The organism is Paractinoplanes aksuensis, assembly GCF_024137025.1.
In the GTDB taxonomy this organism is placed as follows: domain Bacteria; phylum Actinomycetota; class Actinomycetes; order Mycobacteriales; family Micromonosporaceae; genus Actinoplanes; species Actinoplanes aksuensis.
Genome location: NZ_JAMYJR010000007.1, coordinates 48409 through 63854, shown reverse-complemented (window position 1 = coordinate 63854; position 15446 = coordinate 48409). Strand labels below are relative to the sequence as shown.

19 protein-coding genes are annotated in these 15446 nt (G+C 72.1%); 9 read left to right on the top strand and 10 right to left on the bottom strand.

Features of this window, described 5'->3' with window-relative positions; translation table 11 throughout:
* Nucleotides 1-21 precede the first annotated feature (21 nt).
* The gene (locus M1L60_RS08360; RefSeq protein ID WP_253236746.1) at nucleotides 22-1227 is read left to right on the top strand and encodes an amidohydrolase; all 1206 of its coding nucleotides are present in this window, start codon (nucleotides 22-24) and stop codon (nucleotides 1225-1227) included.
* A 46-nt stretch (nucleotides 1228-1273) separates the two neighbouring features.
* On the opposite strand, the gene M1L60_RS08355 is transcribed toward M1L60_RS08360, so the two are convergent.
* Nucleotides 1274-1639, bottom strand: a complete 366-nt coding sequence (locus tag M1L60_RS08355; RefSeq protein ID WP_253236745.1) for a hypothetical protein — start codon at nucleotides 1637-1639, stop codon at nucleotides 1274-1276.
* Nucleotides 1640-1822: 183 nt separating this feature from the next.
* On the opposite strand from M1L60_RS08355, the gene M1L60_RS08350 reads away from it, so the two are divergent.
* The gene (locus M1L60_RS08350; protein ID WP_253236744.1) at nucleotides 1823-2320 is read left to right on the top strand and encodes a DUF1990 domain-containing protein; all 498 of its coding nucleotides are present in this window, start codon (nucleotides 1823-1825) and stop codon (nucleotides 2318-2320) included.
* On the opposite strand, the gene M1L60_RS08345 is transcribed toward M1L60_RS08350, so the two are convergent.
* A complete protein-coding gene (locus M1L60_RS08345) occupies nucleotides 2293-3237 on the bottom strand; it encodes a helix-turn-helix transcriptional regulator (protein ID WP_253236743.1) in 945 nt (314 codons plus the stop codon). The genes M1L60_RS08350 and M1L60_RS08345 overlap by 28 nt on opposite strands.
* 62 nt (nucleotides 3238-3299) lie before the next feature.
* Here M1L60_RS08345 and M1L60_RS08340 point away from each other — a divergent pair, with 62 nt between their 5' ends.
* Both M1L60_RS08340 and M1L60_RS08335 read left to right on the top strand, forming a co-directional pair.
* Nucleotides 3300-3701 carry a RidA family protein gene (locus M1L60_RS08340; RefSeq protein ID WP_253236742.1) on the top strand — a complete coding sequence of 134 codons (402 nt, stop codon included), beginning with the start codon at nucleotides 3300-3302 and terminating at the stop codon, nucleotides 3699-3701.
* A 19-nt stretch (nucleotides 3702-3720) separates the two neighbouring features.
* Nucleotides 3721-4284: a DUF1349 domain-containing protein gene (locus tag M1L60_RS08335; RefSeq protein WP_253236741.1), complete on the top strand. Its 564-nt coding sequence runs from the start codon at nucleotides 3721-3723 to the stop codon at nucleotides 4282-4284.
* A gap of 1 nt (nucleotide 4285) precedes the next feature.
* Here the strand turns inward: M1L60_RS08335 and M1L60_RS08330 are convergent, their stop codons facing one another.
* The 4 genes from M1L60_RS08330 to M1L60_RS08315 are packed head-to-tail and all read right to left on the bottom strand — an operon-like array spanning nucleotide 4286 to nucleotide 7276.
* Complete coding sequence (locus tag M1L60_RS08330) at nucleotides 4286-5320, bottom strand: ABC transporter ATP-binding protein (RefSeq protein ID WP_253236740.1); 1035 nt, start codon at nucleotides 5318-5320, stop codon at nucleotides 4286-4288.
* Nucleotides 5317-6099, bottom strand: coding sequence for an ABC transporter permease (locus M1L60_RS08325; RefSeq protein ID WP_256516201.1), 783 nt, complete (start codon nucleotides 6097-6099; stop codon nucleotides 5317-5319). Before M1L60_RS08325 ends, M1L60_RS08330 begins: the two co-directional genes overlap by 4 nt.
* Nucleotides 6096-6881 (bottom strand): molybdate ABC transporter substrate-binding protein, encoded by a 786-nt coding sequence (modA, locus tag M1L60_RS08320; protein ID WP_253236739.1) that lies wholly within the window; start codon nucleotides 6879-6881, stop codon nucleotides 6096-6098. Before modA ends, M1L60_RS08325 begins: the two co-directional genes overlap by 4 nt.
* The gene (locus tag M1L60_RS08315) at nucleotides 6878-7276 is read right to left on the bottom strand and encodes a TOBE domain-containing protein (RefSeq protein ID WP_253236738.1); all 399 of its coding nucleotides are present in this window, start codon (nucleotides 7274-7276) and stop codon (nucleotides 6878-6880) included. The genes modA and M1L60_RS08315 overlap by 4 nt, the downstream gene beginning before the upstream one ends.
* A 102-nt stretch (nucleotides 7277-7378) precedes the next feature.
* Between M1L60_RS08315 and M1L60_RS08310 the strand changes: the two genes are divergently transcribed.
* From M1L60_RS08310 to M1L60_RS08300, 3 genes are read left to right on the top strand one after another with little or no spacing between them, the layout of a single operon-like run.
* On the top strand, nucleotides 7379-8350 hold the full coding sequence (locus tag M1L60_RS08310; RefSeq protein ID WP_253236737.1) for a class I SAM-dependent methyltransferase: 972 nt from the start codon (nucleotides 7379-7381) through the stop codon (nucleotides 8348-8350).
* A 47-nt stretch (nucleotides 8351-8397) separates the two neighbouring features.
* A complete protein-coding gene (locus M1L60_RS08305) occupies nucleotides 8398-10827 on the top strand; it encodes an excinuclease ABC subunit UvrA (RefSeq protein ID WP_253236736.1) in 2430 nt (809 codons plus the stop codon).
* Between the two features lie 32 nt (nucleotides 10828-10859).
* Nucleotides 10860-11144 carry a hypothetical protein gene (locus M1L60_RS08300; RefSeq protein WP_253236735.1) on the top strand — a complete coding sequence of 95 codons (285 nt, stop codon included), beginning with the start codon at nucleotides 10860-10862 and terminating at the stop codon, nucleotides 11142-11144.
* A gap of 39 nt (nucleotides 11145-11183) precedes the next feature.
* Here M1L60_RS08300 and M1L60_RS08295 read toward each other — a convergent pair whose 3' ends face one another.
* Nucleotides 11184-11477: a hypothetical protein gene (locus tag M1L60_RS08295; RefSeq protein WP_253236734.1), complete on the bottom strand. Its 294-nt coding sequence runs from the start codon at nucleotides 11475-11477 to the stop codon at nucleotides 11184-11186.
* Nucleotides 11478-11551: 74 nt separating this feature from the next.
* Between M1L60_RS08295 and M1L60_RS08290 the strand changes: the two genes are divergently transcribed.
* Together M1L60_RS08290 and M1L60_RS08285 are read left to right on the top strand one after the other, a co-directional pair.
* On the top strand, nucleotides 11552-12034 hold the full coding sequence (locus M1L60_RS08290; RefSeq protein WP_253236733.1) for a GNAT family N-acetyltransferase: 483 nt from the start codon (nucleotides 11552-11554) through the stop codon (nucleotides 12032-12034).
* Between the two features lie 75 nt (nucleotides 12035-12109).
* Nucleotides 12110-12739: a hypothetical protein gene (locus tag M1L60_RS08285; RefSeq protein ID WP_253236732.1), complete on the top strand. Its 630-nt coding sequence runs from the start codon at nucleotides 12110-12112 to the stop codon at nucleotides 12737-12739.
* Nucleotides 12740-12920: 181 nt separating this feature from the next.
* On the opposite strand, the gene M1L60_RS47745 is transcribed toward M1L60_RS08285, so the two are convergent.
* The 3 genes from M1L60_RS47745 to M1L60_RS08270 form a co-directional block, all read right to left on the bottom strand.
* Complete coding sequence (locus M1L60_RS47745) at nucleotides 12921-13751, bottom strand: DUF4352 domain-containing protein (RefSeq protein WP_308208437.1); 831 nt, start codon at nucleotides 13749-13751, stop codon at nucleotides 12921-12923.
* Nucleotides 13752-14113: 362 nt separating this feature from the next.
* Nucleotides 14114-14536 carry a GNAT family N-acetyltransferase gene (locus M1L60_RS08275; protein ID WP_253236731.1) on the bottom strand — a complete coding sequence of 141 codons (423 nt, stop codon included), beginning with the start codon at nucleotides 14534-14536 and terminating at the stop codon, nucleotides 14114-14116.
* Nucleotides 14536-15438 (bottom strand): phosphotransferase family protein, encoded by a 903-nt coding sequence (locus M1L60_RS08270; RefSeq protein WP_253236730.1) that lies wholly within the window; start codon nucleotides 15436-15438, stop codon nucleotides 14536-14538. The genes M1L60_RS08275 and M1L60_RS08270 overlap by 1 nt, the downstream gene beginning before the upstream one ends.
* Between the last annotated feature and the right edge of the window lie 8 nt (nucleotides 15439-15446).

Below are 15446 nucleotides of genomic sequence, written 5' to 3'. Positions count from 1 at the left end.
GGTCCGCGTAACGTCCGGATGATGGACCCGGCGAAGCTGCGCGCCGTATACAAGGATCTGCACCGTCACCCCGAGCTGTCGTTCCACGAACATCGGACGGCCGGCATCGCGGCGGCGTGGCTGCGCGAGAACGCGTACGAGGTGATCGAGGGCCTCGGTGGCACCGGAGTGGCCGGCGTCCTGCGCCGCGGCTCCGGCCCCACGGTGTGGTTGCGCGCCGACATGGACGCGCTGCCGGTGACCGAAGAGACCGGCCTGCCCTACGCGAGCACGGTCGACGGGGTCTCGCACGCCTGCGGCCACGACATGCACGTCACCTGGCTGATGGGCGCCACCGCCGAACTGGCCGCGGCCCAGGATCGGCAGGGCACGGTGGTCGCCGTCTTCCAGCCCGCCGAAGAGCTGGCCCGCGGCGCCCAGGCGATGATCGACGACGGCCTGGCCGACCGCGTGCCCCGCCCCGAGATCGTGCTCGGCCAGCACGTCGCCCCGCTCCCCGCCGGCAGCATCGGCCTGACCCCCGGCCCGATGTGGGCCGCTTCCGACTCGCTGCGCGTCACCATCCACGGCCAGGGCGGCCACGGCTCGCGCCCCGAAACGACGATCGACCCGGTGGTCATCGCCGCGGCCACGGTCCTGCGCCTGCAGACCATCGTCGCGCGCGAGATCGCCACCACGGAGACCGCCGTGCTCACCGTCGGCGCCGTCCAGGCCGGCACCAAGCACAACATCATTCCCGACTCGGCCACCCTGCTGCTCAACATCCGCACGTACGACCTGGGGGTCCGCACCCGGGTGCTGGCCGCGATCACCCGCATCGTCGCCGCCGAGGCCGCGGCGGCCGGCGCCCCACGCGAGCCGACGATCGTCATCGAGGAGTCGGCCCCCACGCTGACCAACGACGTCCCCGCCACCGACCGCACCCGCCCCGCCCTGGAGTCGGTGGTCGGCGCGGCCCGCGTGCTCAACCCGGGCCCCCTGCCCAGCAGCGAGGACGTCGGCATCCTGGCCTCGGCCACCGGCGCCCCCATCACCTACTGGCTCCTGGGTGGCGCCGACCCGGCCCCGTTCGCCGCCGCCACCACGATCCCCGAGTTCCTAGAGGCGGCCGGCAAGATCCCCTCCAACCACTCCCCGCACTACCACCCCATCCCCGACCCCACGATCGAGGTTGGCGTGGCCGCCCTGACCGCCGCCGCCCGCGAATGGCTCGACCCCTCGACGTGAGCCGGGGCGCAGTCAGGAATCCGCGCCGATCCACGCGGACATGCCGTCACGACCGCTGCGGGCGGGGTTCTGGGGTGAAGCCGCAGCGTTGGGGGCTGCAGTCGGGCTTGTGGTCGCGGCTCCAGAGGTATGCGTCGCGCTCGGTGGTTCGGGCGGTGTGGAGCAGGCGGCGTTGTTGTCGGCGGGGGAGGGTCGAGGGTAGGGCGGTGAAGGTTTCCGGCATCACCGCGAGGCCGGTCGTCACCTGTTCTCCGTCGGTCATCCGGAGCAGGGTGGTGCACTGCCACCACTGGATGGTGCCGCCCGAGCCGTTCGGGTTGCCGGGCCAATAGAAGCTGTCCGGGTCGGGCACCACGTAGTGGACGGCCTCGGGGTCCAGGTGGGCCGGCAGCCACGGTCCGCCGCCGCCCATCCCCAGGCGTAGCCGGCGCCACCTCCTCGACCGAAGACCGGGTCAAGCTCCGGATCCCGATGAACGCCATGTACGACAGCAGCGCGGCCACATCGCGATCCAGCTGCTGCGCTCGACTTCGGCTGTGACGTCCCGTCATCACGCTGCACCTCCGCACCGCCGGCCGTTTGCGATCATGGTGGGGTGCCGGAGCTCAACTATGACGTGGTCGGGCGAACGCGGCCGGGGCAGGCGGTCTGGGACGAGCGGCCCGCCGGCTACCGGCCGTTCGAGCGGACGGTCGGCGTCGGGCGCGGCCCGCAGGACTGGGAGCGGGTCGGGGCCGGTGTGCTCGACTGGCAGGTGAAGACCCGCAGCGGTTTCACCGTGACTCCGGTCGGTGGCGACGATTTCGAGCTCACCGCGCGGGTCGGGCCGGTCACGGTGACCGAGCCCGTCCGGCGGATCGAGGTCGTCGACCGGCCGGATCGGCGCGGATTCTCGTACGGAACTCTGGTCGGACATCCCGTCAGCGGTGAGGAAGCCTTCATCGTGCACCGGTCGGCCGACGATCGGGTCTGGCTGACCATCCGCTCGCTGACCCGGCCCGCCCCGGGCGCCTGGCGCTGGGCCTTCCCGGCCCTGCTGGTCGCCCAGCGCGTCTACCGCCGCCGCTACCTGCGGTCGATGGGGCGTTCGTAGCGCGCGGCGATGGCGGTGGCCCGGTCGTGCAGGGCAGTACGCAGAGATTGCGGGGTGAGGGCCTCGGCGTCCAGCTGCCACAGCGCCCATTCGGCGTGTCTCGCGTCCTGGAAGGTGACGGTCAGCCGCAGCCGGCCGCCCGGGCCGGCCTCTTCGGCGAGAACGGTCAACGCAGTGGCCAGCAGCTCCTCGTGACGGGCCGGCTCGAGCAGCAATTCGACCGTGATCTGGTCGCCGCCGGTGCGGAAGCGGGTGCTGCGGTCGCGCCAGACGGCGTCGAGGTCGACGTGGTCGGGGCGGTCGGCCGGTTCGTCGAGTTGCTCGGCGGCCTGCACCCGCGACAGGCGGTAGGTGCGGTCGGCGCCCTCTTTGGTGGCCAGCAGATACGTCTGGCCCCGGACGGTGACCAGCCCGATCGGGTCGACCGTGCGCCAGCTCGCCGCGTACTTCAGGCGCAGCTTGCGGCCGGTCAGCACCGCGTTCCGGATCTCGGCGACGAGCGGGCCCGCGAGGTCCTCGGTGGCCCGGCGGCGGGCCAGCAGGTCGGTCTCGGGCTCGATCAGCAGGCGTTCGGCCGCGGCCCGGGTGGTCTCGGGCAGGGCGTCGGCAACCTTGAGCATGGCCGACGCGAGCGCGGGGCCCAGGCCGAAGGCGCCGTGCCGGGCGCCGGCGATCATCAAAGCCAGCGCCTCGTCGTGGTTGAGGCCGGTCAATTCCGTACGGAACCCCGGCATCAACGCGAAGCCGCCGTGTCGCCCGCGTTCCGCGTAGACGGGCACCCCGGCCGCCGACAGGGCTTCGATGTCCCGCAGCACCGTCCGGGTGCTCACCTCGAGTTCCCGGGCCAGCGCGGGCGCCGACAACCGGTCGTACCGTCGCAGCAACAGCACGAGCGAGACCAGCCGGTCGGCGCGCACCCGAGGAAAGCTAACAGGAATACACGACACAGGTTGTCGTGATTCGTCGGCAGGCTGACCGCATGACAATTCAACGCACGGCGGTGAACCCGGTCCCGTGGTCCGTGGCGCTGGGGTTCAACCAGGGCGAACTCGTCTCGGGGGCCGGCCGCACCCTCTACCTGTCGGGCCAGACCGCGATGGACGCCGACGGCAAACCCCAGCACGACGGCGACCTGCCCGCCCAGCTGGCCCTGAGCCTCGACAACGTCGAATCCGCGCTGGCCGCGGCCGACATGACTCTGGCCCACCTGGTCCGGCTCACCGTCTACACGACCGACGTCGACCTGCTCTTCCAGCACTACGGGGTGCTGGCCGTCCGGCTGGGCGCGGCCGGCGTCGCCCCCGCCACCACGATGCTCGGCGTCACCCGGCTGGCGATCCCGGGCCAACTGGTCGAACTGGAGGGCACCGCCGTCGCCTGACGGTACCTAGACTGGCGTGATGTCGATGGTCTGGCTCAACGAGCCACCTCAGTGGACGGACGAGGGCGGTCGGATCCGGGCGGTGACCGGGCTCGAGACGGATTTCTGGCGCACCACCTTCTACGGGTACGTCACCGACAACGGGCACTTCTACCACCGGCCGGTGACGGGCGACTTCACGGCCGAGGTGGTGGTCGCGGCCGGGCATGCGGCCCTGTTCGACCAGGCGGGTCTGATGCTGCGGGCCGACGAGCGCACCTGGCTCAAGACCGGGCTCGAGGTCACGTCGGGCGCGGTGCAGCTGAGCACCGTACTCACCCGGGATTTCTCCGATCTGTCGGTGGCGCCGGTCCCGCAAGGGCACAGCGAGGTCACGCTCCGGCTGACGCGCTTCGGGTCGGCGGTGTGCGTGCACCGTGGGGACGGGAACGGCGGGTGGGATCTGGTGCGGCTGGGCCACCTGGACCTGCCCGGGACGGTCGACGTGGGGGTCATGTGCTGCTCGCCGCAGCGGGCCGGGCTCGAGGTCACCTTCCGGGGCTTCCGGGTCGGCCCGCCGATCTCGCGGGACGGTCTCGAATGACTCAGGCGCGGTAGGAGCGGACCTCGGTTGCCTTGACCGTGGCCCAGAGCTCGCGGCCCGGTTCCAGTCCGAGGTGGACGGCGGCGGCCGGCGTGACGTCGGCCGCCACCGGGATCGGGCCGCCCAGCTCGATGCGCAGCGCGTCGCCCTGGCGCGAGACGGTGGACACCGTGGCCGGCCAGGTGTTGCGGGGGCTGCCGTCGGGGCGGCTCGGATAGAGGGCCACCGCCGACGGCGGGAACGCCACGAAGACCTCGCCCGACTCCTCGGCCGCGGTCACCAGGTCGAAACCGCCGGGCAGCCGCACGGTCGAACCCGAGGCGTGGCCGCGGTAGAGGTTCAGGCCGACCAGGCGGGCCACGTAGTCGGTGCGGGGCTGGGCCGTGATGGTGGCGGCGTCGCCGGTCTGCACGACCCGGCCGTCCTCGATGATGACCAGTCGGTCGGCCAGCATCAGGGCGTCGAGCGGGTCGTGGGTGACCAGGATCGTCGCGCCTCCGAAGGCCGTCAGGTGGCCGCGCAGCTGGGCCCGGGTGTCGAGGCGGGTGCGGGCGTCCAGCGCGGCCAGCGGCTCGTCGAGCAGCAACATGCGAGGCTCGCCGGCCAGCGCCCGGGCCAGCGCCACCCGCTGGGCCTGACCGCCCGAGAGTTGACGGGGCTTCTTGCGTACGTGCTCGGCCAGACCCACCCGGGCCAGCCATCCCTGGGCCTGTTGCCGGGCCTCGGCCCGCGGCACGCCGTGGCAGCGTGGTCCGAAGGCGACGTTGTCGAGCGCGGTCAGGTGCGGGAACAGCAGGTAGTCCTGGAAGACCACGCCGATGCGCCGCTGCTCGGGGGCGAGCTGGTCGAGGCGGATGCCGTCCAGGTCGATCCGGCCGTCGTCGAGCGGCAGCAGACCGGCCAGCGCGCGCAACGCCGTGGTCTTGCCGGCGCCGTTCGGGCCCAGCAGCGCCACCACCTCGCCCGGGGCGGCGGTCAGCTCGATGTCGAGGGTGAAGTCGCCCCGTTTGATCTTGATCGAGGAGGACAGGGTCATGCCGCCACCCACTTGTCGCGCAGGGCGGCCAGGATGCCCACCGACACGGCCAGCAGCACGAGGCTGAGCACGATGGCCGCGTCCACGTCCTGTTCGAGCGCGAGATAGACGGCGAGCGGCATGGTCTGCGTACGGCCGGGGAAGTTGCCGGCAAAGGTGATCGTCGCACCGAACTCGCCCAGCGCGCGGGCCCAGCACAGCACCGCCCCGGCCGCCACCCCGGGCGCGATCAGCGGCAACGTGACCCGACGGAACGCCGTCCACCGGGTCGCGCCGAGCGTGGCCGCCGCCTCCTCGTAGCGGGCGTCGGCCCCGCGCAGCGCCCCCTCGACGGCGATGACCAGGAACGGCATGGCCACGAAGGCCTCGGCCACGACCACCCCGGCCGTGGTGAAGGGCAGGCTGACCCCGAAGTTCTGGTCGAGCCAGCCGCCCACCAGCCCGCGCCGGCCGAAGACGAGCAGCAGCGCCACCCCGCCCACCACCGGCGGCAGCACCAGCGGCACGGTCACCAGCGCCCGCACCAGCCGCCGGCCCGGAAAGTCGGTGCGGGCCAGAACCCAGGCCAGAGGTACGCCGAGAATCAGGCACACCACCGTGGCCAGGCTCGCGGTCAGCAGCGACAGGCGCAGCGCGGCCAGGATGCCCGGCTCGGTCAGGCGTTCCGGCAGCGTCGCCCACGGCGCCCGGATCAGCAGCCCGGCCAGGGGCAGGATCAGGAACGTCAGGCCGATCGCGGCCGGAACGGCCAGCGCGAGCGGGATGCGGAACTTGTTCAGGGCTTCTGGAACCCTGCGTCGGTGAGGATCCTCAGCTCGGGCTCGGACTGCACGAACGCGACGAACGCGGTCGCGGCCGACGGGTTGGGCGCGTTCTTGAGGGTGACGATCGGGTAGTCGTTGATCGCGCCCGCCGATTCCGGGAACTCGACGCCGTCGACGTCGGCCGAGGCCGCCTTGGCGTCCGTGCGGTAGACCAGCGCGGCGTCGACCTCGCCCAGCTTCACCTTGGACAGTGCGGCCTTCACGTCCTGCTCGAGGGTGACCGGCTTGATGCCGACCCCGGCCGCCTCGATCGCCTTCTTGGCCGCGGACCCGCACGGCACCTGCTCGGCGCACAGCGCGACCTTGAGGTCGGTGTTCTCGAGGTCGGCCAGCGCCTTGATGCCCTCGGGGTTGCCCTTGGCGGTGGCGATCACCAGCTGGTTCTTGACGAACACGGTGGGCTCGCCGTTGGCGTCGCCCGCGTCGACCACCGTCTTCATGGTGGCCGGGCTGGCCGCGGCGAACACGTCGGCCGGCGCCCCCGAGGTGATCTGCTGGGCCAGACCCGAACTTCCGCCGTACGAGATGACGACCTGGACGTTGGGGTTCTGGGCCTGGAAGTCTTCTTTGATCTGGTTGAACGACTCGGTCAGCGACGCCGCGGCCAGCACCGTCAGCGAGCCGGTGGCGCCGGCGGCGGCGCTGCCCCCGCTCGACGGGCCGCCGTCGTTGCTCGCCTCGCCGCCACAGGCGGCGAGTGTGGCGACCAGCGCCAAACCGATGAGCGCGCGCTTCATCTGTCGTCCCCTCGCTCCACGACCACCGTCGTCGACTTGATCACGGCCACTGCCGTCGAACCCACCTCGAGCCCCAGCTCGTCGACCGCCTCGCGGCTCATCAGCGACACGACCCGGAACGGGCCGGCCTGGATGTCGACCTGAGCCATGACTGAGTCGCGGGCGATCGCGGTGACGATGCCGCGCAACCGGTTGCGGGCCGACGAACGGCCGATGCCCGGATCGGGCTCGTCGGCGATCGAACGGGCGAACGCGGCCAGGCCGGCCCCGGCGATGTGCCGATGGCCGTGCTCGTCGCGATCGGCCGCGAGCCGGCCCGCGTCGACCCAGCGCCGGACAGTGTCGACGCTGACGCCGAGCAGCTCGGCCGCCTCGCCGATGCGGTATGTCGTCACAGGGATCACCATAGGCCTGCATCTGCGAGGCTGAGAACCCGATCGGGCTCGCAGATGCGGAACCGTTGCCGAGCTCACATCCGCGACGGCATGCTGGAGGGCGTGTCCCAGCGAGTCACCGAGGTCACGGCGTTCCTGGCCGAGATCCTCACGCCCCGCGCGCCGCTCACCGTCATCGTCGACGGCGGCGATCACGGCGCTGCCACCAGGTTCGCGGCGCGGCTGGCGGCGGCGTTCCCGCCCTCGGCCCGCGCCTGGAACGTCGACGCCGTGCTCGGCCTCACCGGGCCGTCCGGGGGAGTGCTCGACTCGGCCCTGAACGTGCTCGAACCGGCGGCCGACCGGGTGATCGTCTATCTGCGCTCGGGCCCGCGCGGCCCGGCCGGGGTGGGTGAGCGGCGGGCCCAGGTGGTGATCGACAACAACGATCCCCAGTGGCCGGTGATCCGCGAGCTGCACCCGCGCCTGGCCGACCCCGAGCGCTGGCACCTGGCCGAGAGCCAGGCCTTCTTCGGCCCGCGGGCGGCGGGCTGGGACAAGAAGTTCGGTGACGACCTGCCCGCGTACGCCGAGGCGGTCGAATCGGCCGAGCCGGAGCCGGGCGACGTGGTCCTCGACATCGGTTGCGGCACCGGGCGGGCGCTGCCGGCGCTGGCCGCGGCGGTGGGCCCGACCGGCCGGGTGCTCGGGCTCGACTGCACGCGGAACATGCTGGCCGAGGCCCGGGCCCAGGGGCGCGACCGCTCGGCCGACCTGATCCAGGCCGACGCCCGGCGGTTGCCGCTGCCCGATGCGACAGCGGCCGTGGTCTTCGCGGCCGGTCTCGTTCACCACCTGCCCGACCCGGCGGCGGGCCTGGCCGAGCTGGCCCGGGTGACCCGGCCCGGCGGGCGGCTGGTGCTCTTCCATCCGAGCGGCCGGGCCGCCCTGGCCGCCCGCCACGGCCGCACGCTGACCGCCGACGAGCCCCTGAATTCCGCCAACCTCGCCTCGCTGCTCGACGGCGCTGGCTGGAGTCTGTCGCGGTACGAGGACGACGACGACCGCTTTCTCGCGCTCGCCGTCCGGCTGTGAGGCAAGTGACAGCCATCGGCGGCCGATTGCGGCTATGAAGAGGAGTCATGGCCACCTCCAAGATCCCGCCGCCGCCTGACTCGCTGCCGCGGGCCATCCAGGCGCGGGGCATCCGGCACAACACCCTGCGCGACCTCGATGTGGATGTGCCGCTGTGGCGCACCGTCGTCATCGCCGGGGTGTCCGGCTCGGGCAAGACGTCGCTGGCCATGGGCACGCTCTACGCCGAGGGCCTGCACCGGTTTCTCGAGGGCTTGAGTACGTACAGTCGCCGGCGCCTGATCCAGGCCGAGCGCCCCGACGTCGACCGCATCGACAACCTGCCGCCCGCCCTCGCCCTGCGCCAGCGCCCGCCCGTGCCGGGGCCGCGCAGCACCGTCGGCACGATGAGCGAGGTGCTCAACGTGCTGCGGCTGACCATGTCGCGGCTCGGCACCCACCGCTGTCCCAACGGGCACGAAGTGCCGCCGTCGATCGCCACCCAGGCCATGGAGATCCAGTGCCCGACCTGCGGCGTCCGGTTCGAGGCGCCGGGGGCCGAGACGTTCGCCTTCAACTCGATCGGGGCCTGCCCGCGCTGCACCGGACTGGGCACGGTCTACGAGGTCGACCCGGCAGCGCTCGTGCCCGATCCCGGCAAGACGATCAACGAGGGGGCGGTGCAGCCCTGGAACGTGGGCGGGCGGCGGCTCAGCCTGTTCGCGGCGGGCGAGCTCGGGGTTCGGCTCGACGTGCCGTACGGAAAACTCTCGCGCCGCGAGAAAGAGCAGGTCATGACCGGTGAGCCGGTGAAACAGACGGTCACCGTGTCCGGGCGGGACGGCCGTCCGGTCCGGCTCAATGTCACGTACGACAATGCCGTGACCGCGGCCCAGAAGTCCGGGAACAGCAAGTATCTGAACTCGCACACCTGCCCGGTCTGCGACGGCAGCCGGCTGCGGCCCGAGGCGCTGACCTCGCGGCTCGACGGCCGGAACCTGGCCGAGATCAGCGCGCTCGACCTCGACGAACTGGTCGACTTCGCGGCCGGGCTTTCCTTCCCGGCCGAGCTGGCGCGCCTGACCACCGGGCTGATCGGGGAGCTGACCGGGTCGATCAAGCCGCTGCTCGACCTGGGGCTCGGCTATCTGGGGCTCGACCGGGCCGGGGCCACGCTGTCGACCGGCGAGCGGCAGCGGATCGAGCTGACCTCGACCGTGCGGACGAACACCACGGGCATGCTCTACGTGCTGGACGAGCCGTCGGTCGGGTTGCACCCGAGCAACGTCGAAGGGCTGTGGAGGACGATCGACGCGCTGGCCGCCAACGGCAACTCGGTGGTCATCGTCGAACACGACCTGGACGTGATCCGGACCGCCGACTGGCTCATCGAGATGGGACCCGGGGCGGGCCGGCTGGGCGGAACGATCCTGGCCCAGGGCCCGGTGTCCGCGGTCACGCGGGACCCCCGGTCGATCATCGGGCCGTACCTGGCCGGCCGTCCCGCGGTCTCACGGTCGCCGCGGCCGGCCACCGACTCGGTGATCAACATTGCCGTCGAGCGGCTGTACAACCTGCGCAGCGTGACCGCTTCCTTCCCGGTCAACCGGCTGACCGGGGTGGCCGGCCCGTCCGGCGCGGGCAAGACCGCACTGGTGCTCGACAGTCTGGTGCCGGCGGCCCGGGCCCAGGTGGCCGGCGAGCCGCTGCCGGCCCACGTGAAGTCGCTCGACCTGGGCCCGCTGCGCCAGGTGGTCGAGATCGACGCCACCCCGATCGGCCTGAACGCGCGGTCCACCCCCAGCACGTACTCGGGCGCCTTCGACGCGATCCGCGCCCACTTCGCCGCCGCGTCGGGCCGGGCCGCCGGCCACTTCTCGTTCAACACCAAGCAGGGCCAGTGCCCGACCTGCCTGGGCCTGGGCTCCATCGACCTCGACGTGCAATATCTGCCCGACATCAACGTCGAATGCCCCACGTGTCACGGCGCCAGATTCAACGACGACACCCTTTCCGTACGCGTGGACGACCGCACCATCGCCGACGTGCTCACGATGACCGTCCGCGAGGCCCTCGACCACTTCGCCGACGTGCCCGCGATCGTCCGCCCGCTGCGCCCGATCCTCGACGTCGGCCTCGACTACCTGCGCCTCGGCGAACCCACCCCGTCCCTGTCCGGCGGCGAGTCCCAGCGCCTGCGCATCGCCGCCCGCCTGCGCAGCAGCCAGCGCAACGTGCTGTACGTGCTCGACGAGCCCTCGACCGGCCTGCACCCGGTCGACATCGGCACCCTGGCCGGCGTCTTCGACCGCCTGCTCGACGCCGGCGCCACGATCGTCGTCATCGACCACGACCTGGACGTGCTGGCCGCCGCCGACCACATCATCGACATGGGCCCGACCGGCGGCCCCGGCGGCGGCCGCATCATCGCCCAGGGCACCCCGGCCGAGGTCGCCGCGAACCCGGCCAGCGTGACCGGCCCGTGGCTGGCCCGGTAGGGCCTGTTGCACGCCCGGCGCACCATGAGGGCATGTCGATCGATGCGCCCCCCTCGCCGGCGACCGGCCGGACGGAAACCCGCGACGGCATCCTGGTCGGCATCCACCGAGACGGCAAGGCCGAGACAGGGTTCACCGCCACCTGGACCACCACAGTGGACATGCCATCGGCGTGCGAGGTCCTGGCCGCCTGGGCCGTCCGCACGGTGGCCCACCCCGACCCGGCCGAGGTCGGCGAGGCCTTATCACCAGCTACGGCAACACGGACCGGATGTTCTTCGCCGCCACCACCGACGGCGCCCTCACCACCACCCTGACCTACGACAACACCCGCAGCTGACCTGGCCTTCAGCTCGTCAGTCGCCACAGAACCACAGGTACAGGTGCTGGCCTTCCCCGACTTTCGTGGCGAGCCGCTGGATCTCGGTCGTGGCCGGCTCCGGGATCACGCCGGTCGGCAGTCGCTGTAGTTCATCCAGCAACTGATAGACCTGTCGCTGGTTGAAGATGGTGTCGAGATAGGCGCAGAGTCCGGCCAGCATCGGAAAGGTCGCGGCGTCCAGGTCGATCAGGTCCTGGGTCCACTCGATGCCATGGGTTCCGTGCTCGAGGATGCTTCCGTTCTCGCTACGCACCTGAACGTCGATCACAGCAGCAGAGTAGAGCTCCGTCCCGCTGTCCGGGCGGCAGTTGGTGGCCGATGACCGGCCGGTAGCTTGGGCGGATGCAACTACGGGAGGCCGACGCCCGCGACGTGTTCTTTCTGGAGCAGATCCTGCTGGCGGCCTACAACTGGTCGGCGGAGCGCTTCACCCTCGACGAGATCCGCGCCGATGAGATGGCGCGGCGTTATCTCGAAGGGTTTCCGTCGCTCGGTGACCTGGGTGTGCTGGCCCTGATCGACGGTGCGCCGGTCGGTGCCGTGTGGGGGCGGGCGCTGCCGGCCGAGCGGGCCGGGTACGGCTTTGTGGACGAGAGCACTCCCGAGTTGACCCTCGGCGTGCTGCCTGCGGCCCGGGGGCGCGGTGTGGCCACTAGTCTGCTGGCTGCTGTGATCGACGCGGCCGGGCAGCGTGGACTGCCCGGGCTGAGCCTCAGCGTCGAGGACGGCAACACCGCCCGCCGGCTGTACGAACGGGCCGGCTTCACAATGGTGGGCCGGGTCGGCAACTCCGACACCATGCTGCTTCGGCTCGATCGATCCTGATCGAAGGGGTCGCCAGGACGGCGGCGCCTTGACAACGTGCCGTCGCAGCCCGGTCACGCACGGAGGTCGTCCACTATGAACTGTCCCCGGTGCGGCACCCGGCTCGATCACGCGGGCCAGGGCCACCCGTGCCACAACGGCCCGGTTGCCGGGGCGCAGCCGCCGCGACACTGGCGGGTCGCCCTCGGCGCGGTGGTGGTGCTGACGCTGCTGTTCGCCGCGTTCTCGTTGCTGCAAGCGGTGATCACGGCCGGGCCGCTCGTGATCGTGCTGTCGTTGGTCGTGTCGGTGGCCCTGGGTGTGTCGATCATCGTGTGGGCCCGGCTCACAAAACGGGTCGTCGAGACCTACGGCGGGCGGGGCACGGTGATCCGCAACTGGGCCATGTACTGCGGGTCTGTTGTCCTTCTGCTGTCGGTCTTCCTGACCGCGAGCACCTCGGCGGTGTTCCACGTCGGCCGGGCCACCGGTGCGCTGCTGTTCCTCGTCGGCGTGCTGATCAGCCGGGCCAAGCTGCAGCGCTGGCTGGCCGAGCCGCACACCCCGGGTGAGGTCCGCGCCGAGCCGCCGGGGGCCGGGGCCCAGCCGTTCCATCGCCCGCTGCTGCCACCGGTCGAGATCCAGCCCCGCGACTGGGACGCCTCGGCCTGGGACCCCGAGATCCAGCAGGACATCGAACGCCGCCACCGCACCCACCGGACCTAGTTCGCGCCCCGCGCCGTGCCCTCAGCCGCGGGCCCGGCCGCGCCCGCGCTGCTGTCCGGGCCGTGCTGCTGTCCGGGCCGTGCTGCTGTCCGGGCCGTGCTGCTGTCCGGGCCGTGCTGCTGTCCGGGCCGTGCTGCCGTGCGGGCCGTGCTGCCGTTCCGCATGATCAGCGGGGCGTCGGCTAAGCCTTCCAGGACGCTTTGGCGGGCCCGAACGTCTTGGGGGTGAACTCGATCGAGCCCCGGGCCGACGGCACGTCGAAGACGACCTGGCCGGCCCGTTTCTGACCCGCGCGGACGTCGTTGGCCGAGCTCAGACTGTTCTTGGCGCAGCCGGAAAGAGCGCCCGACAGGGCGCTGACCGCGACGCCGTCGTCGCCGATCCACTCGAAGTTCATCGAGCTGACCGAGGCCGTGCCCGCCGTCACCGAAACGACCACGTCGACGACGACGTAGAGGTCGTTGTCCGGCTCCGGCGCGAACATGTTGCAGGGTTCCTTGAACGACTTGACCGACTTGACGGTCACCGACTGGGCGCCGTCGCTGTCCGAGAACTTCGCGGTCGCGCCCAGCTCCAGGTCGAACTGGCCGACCTCAGCAGCCTCGGTCGGGGCGGCGTCGATGTCGGGCACCGAGTTGGTGGTGATGCCCGCGATGACGGCGGCACCCGAGCAGAAGACCAAGAGACAGGCGATGCCGATCAGTACGGCCCGCAGAGTCTTGTCGGGCTTCCGCGGCGGCGGCGCCACAAACCCGGGCGGTGGCACCCAACCGGGCGGCGGCACATTGCCGGGCGGCGGCACAGAACCGAGCGGCGGCGCCGGATGGCCGGGCGGCGGCGCGCCGTAGGGCTGCACCGGGGCGTACGGCTGCACCGGGGCGTACGGCTGCACCGGGGGGTGGGGCTGGCCGTTGTAAAGCGGCTGCTGACCGTAAGGGGACGGCTCATGACCGTACGGCGGCGGCTCGTACGGAGGTTGCGGCTGACCGTACGGGGGCGGCGGGTTGGACACGAGCGCTCCGAGCAGACCGGTGGCGGATGAGCAGCGGCGGTCCCCGGTCGACAGAACTCGGCCGCACTCTACTCAACCAGTTGGGCGCAAGGGGCGCCTTGGTCCGGACGGACAAGAGGCCCAAACGAACGGCCAGCAGGCCGTCCTCGTCCCCGTGACGGCACGAACGGCCCCGTCCCCGTGACGGCGCGAACCAGCGGCCGGCGGGCGGCCTCGACTCCGTGACGGCGCGAACCAGCGGCCGGCGGGCGGCCCCGATTCCGTGACGGCGCGAACCAGCGGCCGGCGGGCGGCCTCGACCCCGCGACGGCCCGAACGATCGGCCGACCAGCCTCGACCAGGCGACTGGAGCCTGGATCGGGTCAGAGAGTCAGGTTGAGCATCTCGAGGCCGGGGACCGGGCGGAAGCCGGCCGACGCATAGAGGGCCAGCGCCGACCCGTTGTCGCTCTCGGTCTGCAGGGAGACGCGCCGCGCGCCGCCCGCCCGGGCCTCCTCGACGACGTGGTTCAGCAGCGCCCGGGCCACGCCACGGCGGCGGGCCCGCGGCGGGACGTACAGATCGCGGACGAGCCAGGCCTGCCCCAGCGTCAGCGAGGCGGGCAGCACCGCGACCGTGACGAAGCCGTCGTCGCCGGCGTCGGCCAGGCGCAGGTGACCGGCCGTGACCTGGTCGGTCAGCCAGGCGTGGGTGCGCGCGACGTCGGCCGGCTGACCGTAGTGGACCCGGTACTCGTCGAACAGCACGGCCACCCGGGCCACGTCCGTCGTCCAGGTGATCTGCATCAGAGGTCCGCCAGTTCGGCCTCGAGCAGGGACGTCACCAGCTGCTGGCGGTCGGCGTCGAGCGCGATGCCCCGGCTCGGCCCCTCGGCCAGCATCAGCACGTAGAGGTGCACGCGGTACAGGGCGATGCGGGTGAGCTCGGCCGCGGTGAACGGCCCGGCCCCGTACCCCTGGGCGAACGGATGCGATTCGTCGATGCGCCGGAACAGCGCGGGCGACACGAAGTCGAGCAGCGGGTCGCCGTACAGGTAGCGCTCGCCGTCGACCAGGCCGCTGAGCGAGCCGTCGTCGGCCACCAGCACGTTGCCGTCCCACAGGTCGAAGTGCAGCAGCGCCGGCCGGGTCGCCTCGGCCAGCAGGGTGCGGTGCCGGTCGACCAGTCCGTCCAGCGGGGGCAGCGGCACGTCCCAGTCGGCCGCGTCGGAGCGCAGCGATTCGATCATCGCGTGGAAGGCGGTGGGCCAGTCCGGCCCGGACGGGCGGTCGCCGGTGTAGCCGAACAACGGCCCGGTGATCGTGTGGACCCGCGCGACCGCCGCGCCCAGCTGCTGCCGGGCCACGGCCGACTCGACCGCCGTGAGCGGCTCGCCGGGCAGCAGCGTCGAGATGATCCAGTTGTCGCTGTGGGCGAGCACGGCCGGCACGGGGGCTTTTTCGCGTACGAGGGAGTAGTACACGGCCTCGGCCGGGATCAACTTCCGTTCGTACGCCAGTAGTCGAGCCGACGCCGGCGGCCCCACCTTGACCACCACCTCGCGCCCGTCGGTGAGCGAAGCTCGCCAGACTGCGGCGAACCCGCCCCCGCTCAGCTCCGACGCCCCGGTCACGCCGACACCGAGACCGTCGTGGACGATCCCGGCGATGTCATCGACGTCGATCAGTGGTTGGGTAGGACTGCGCATGGGGGAGA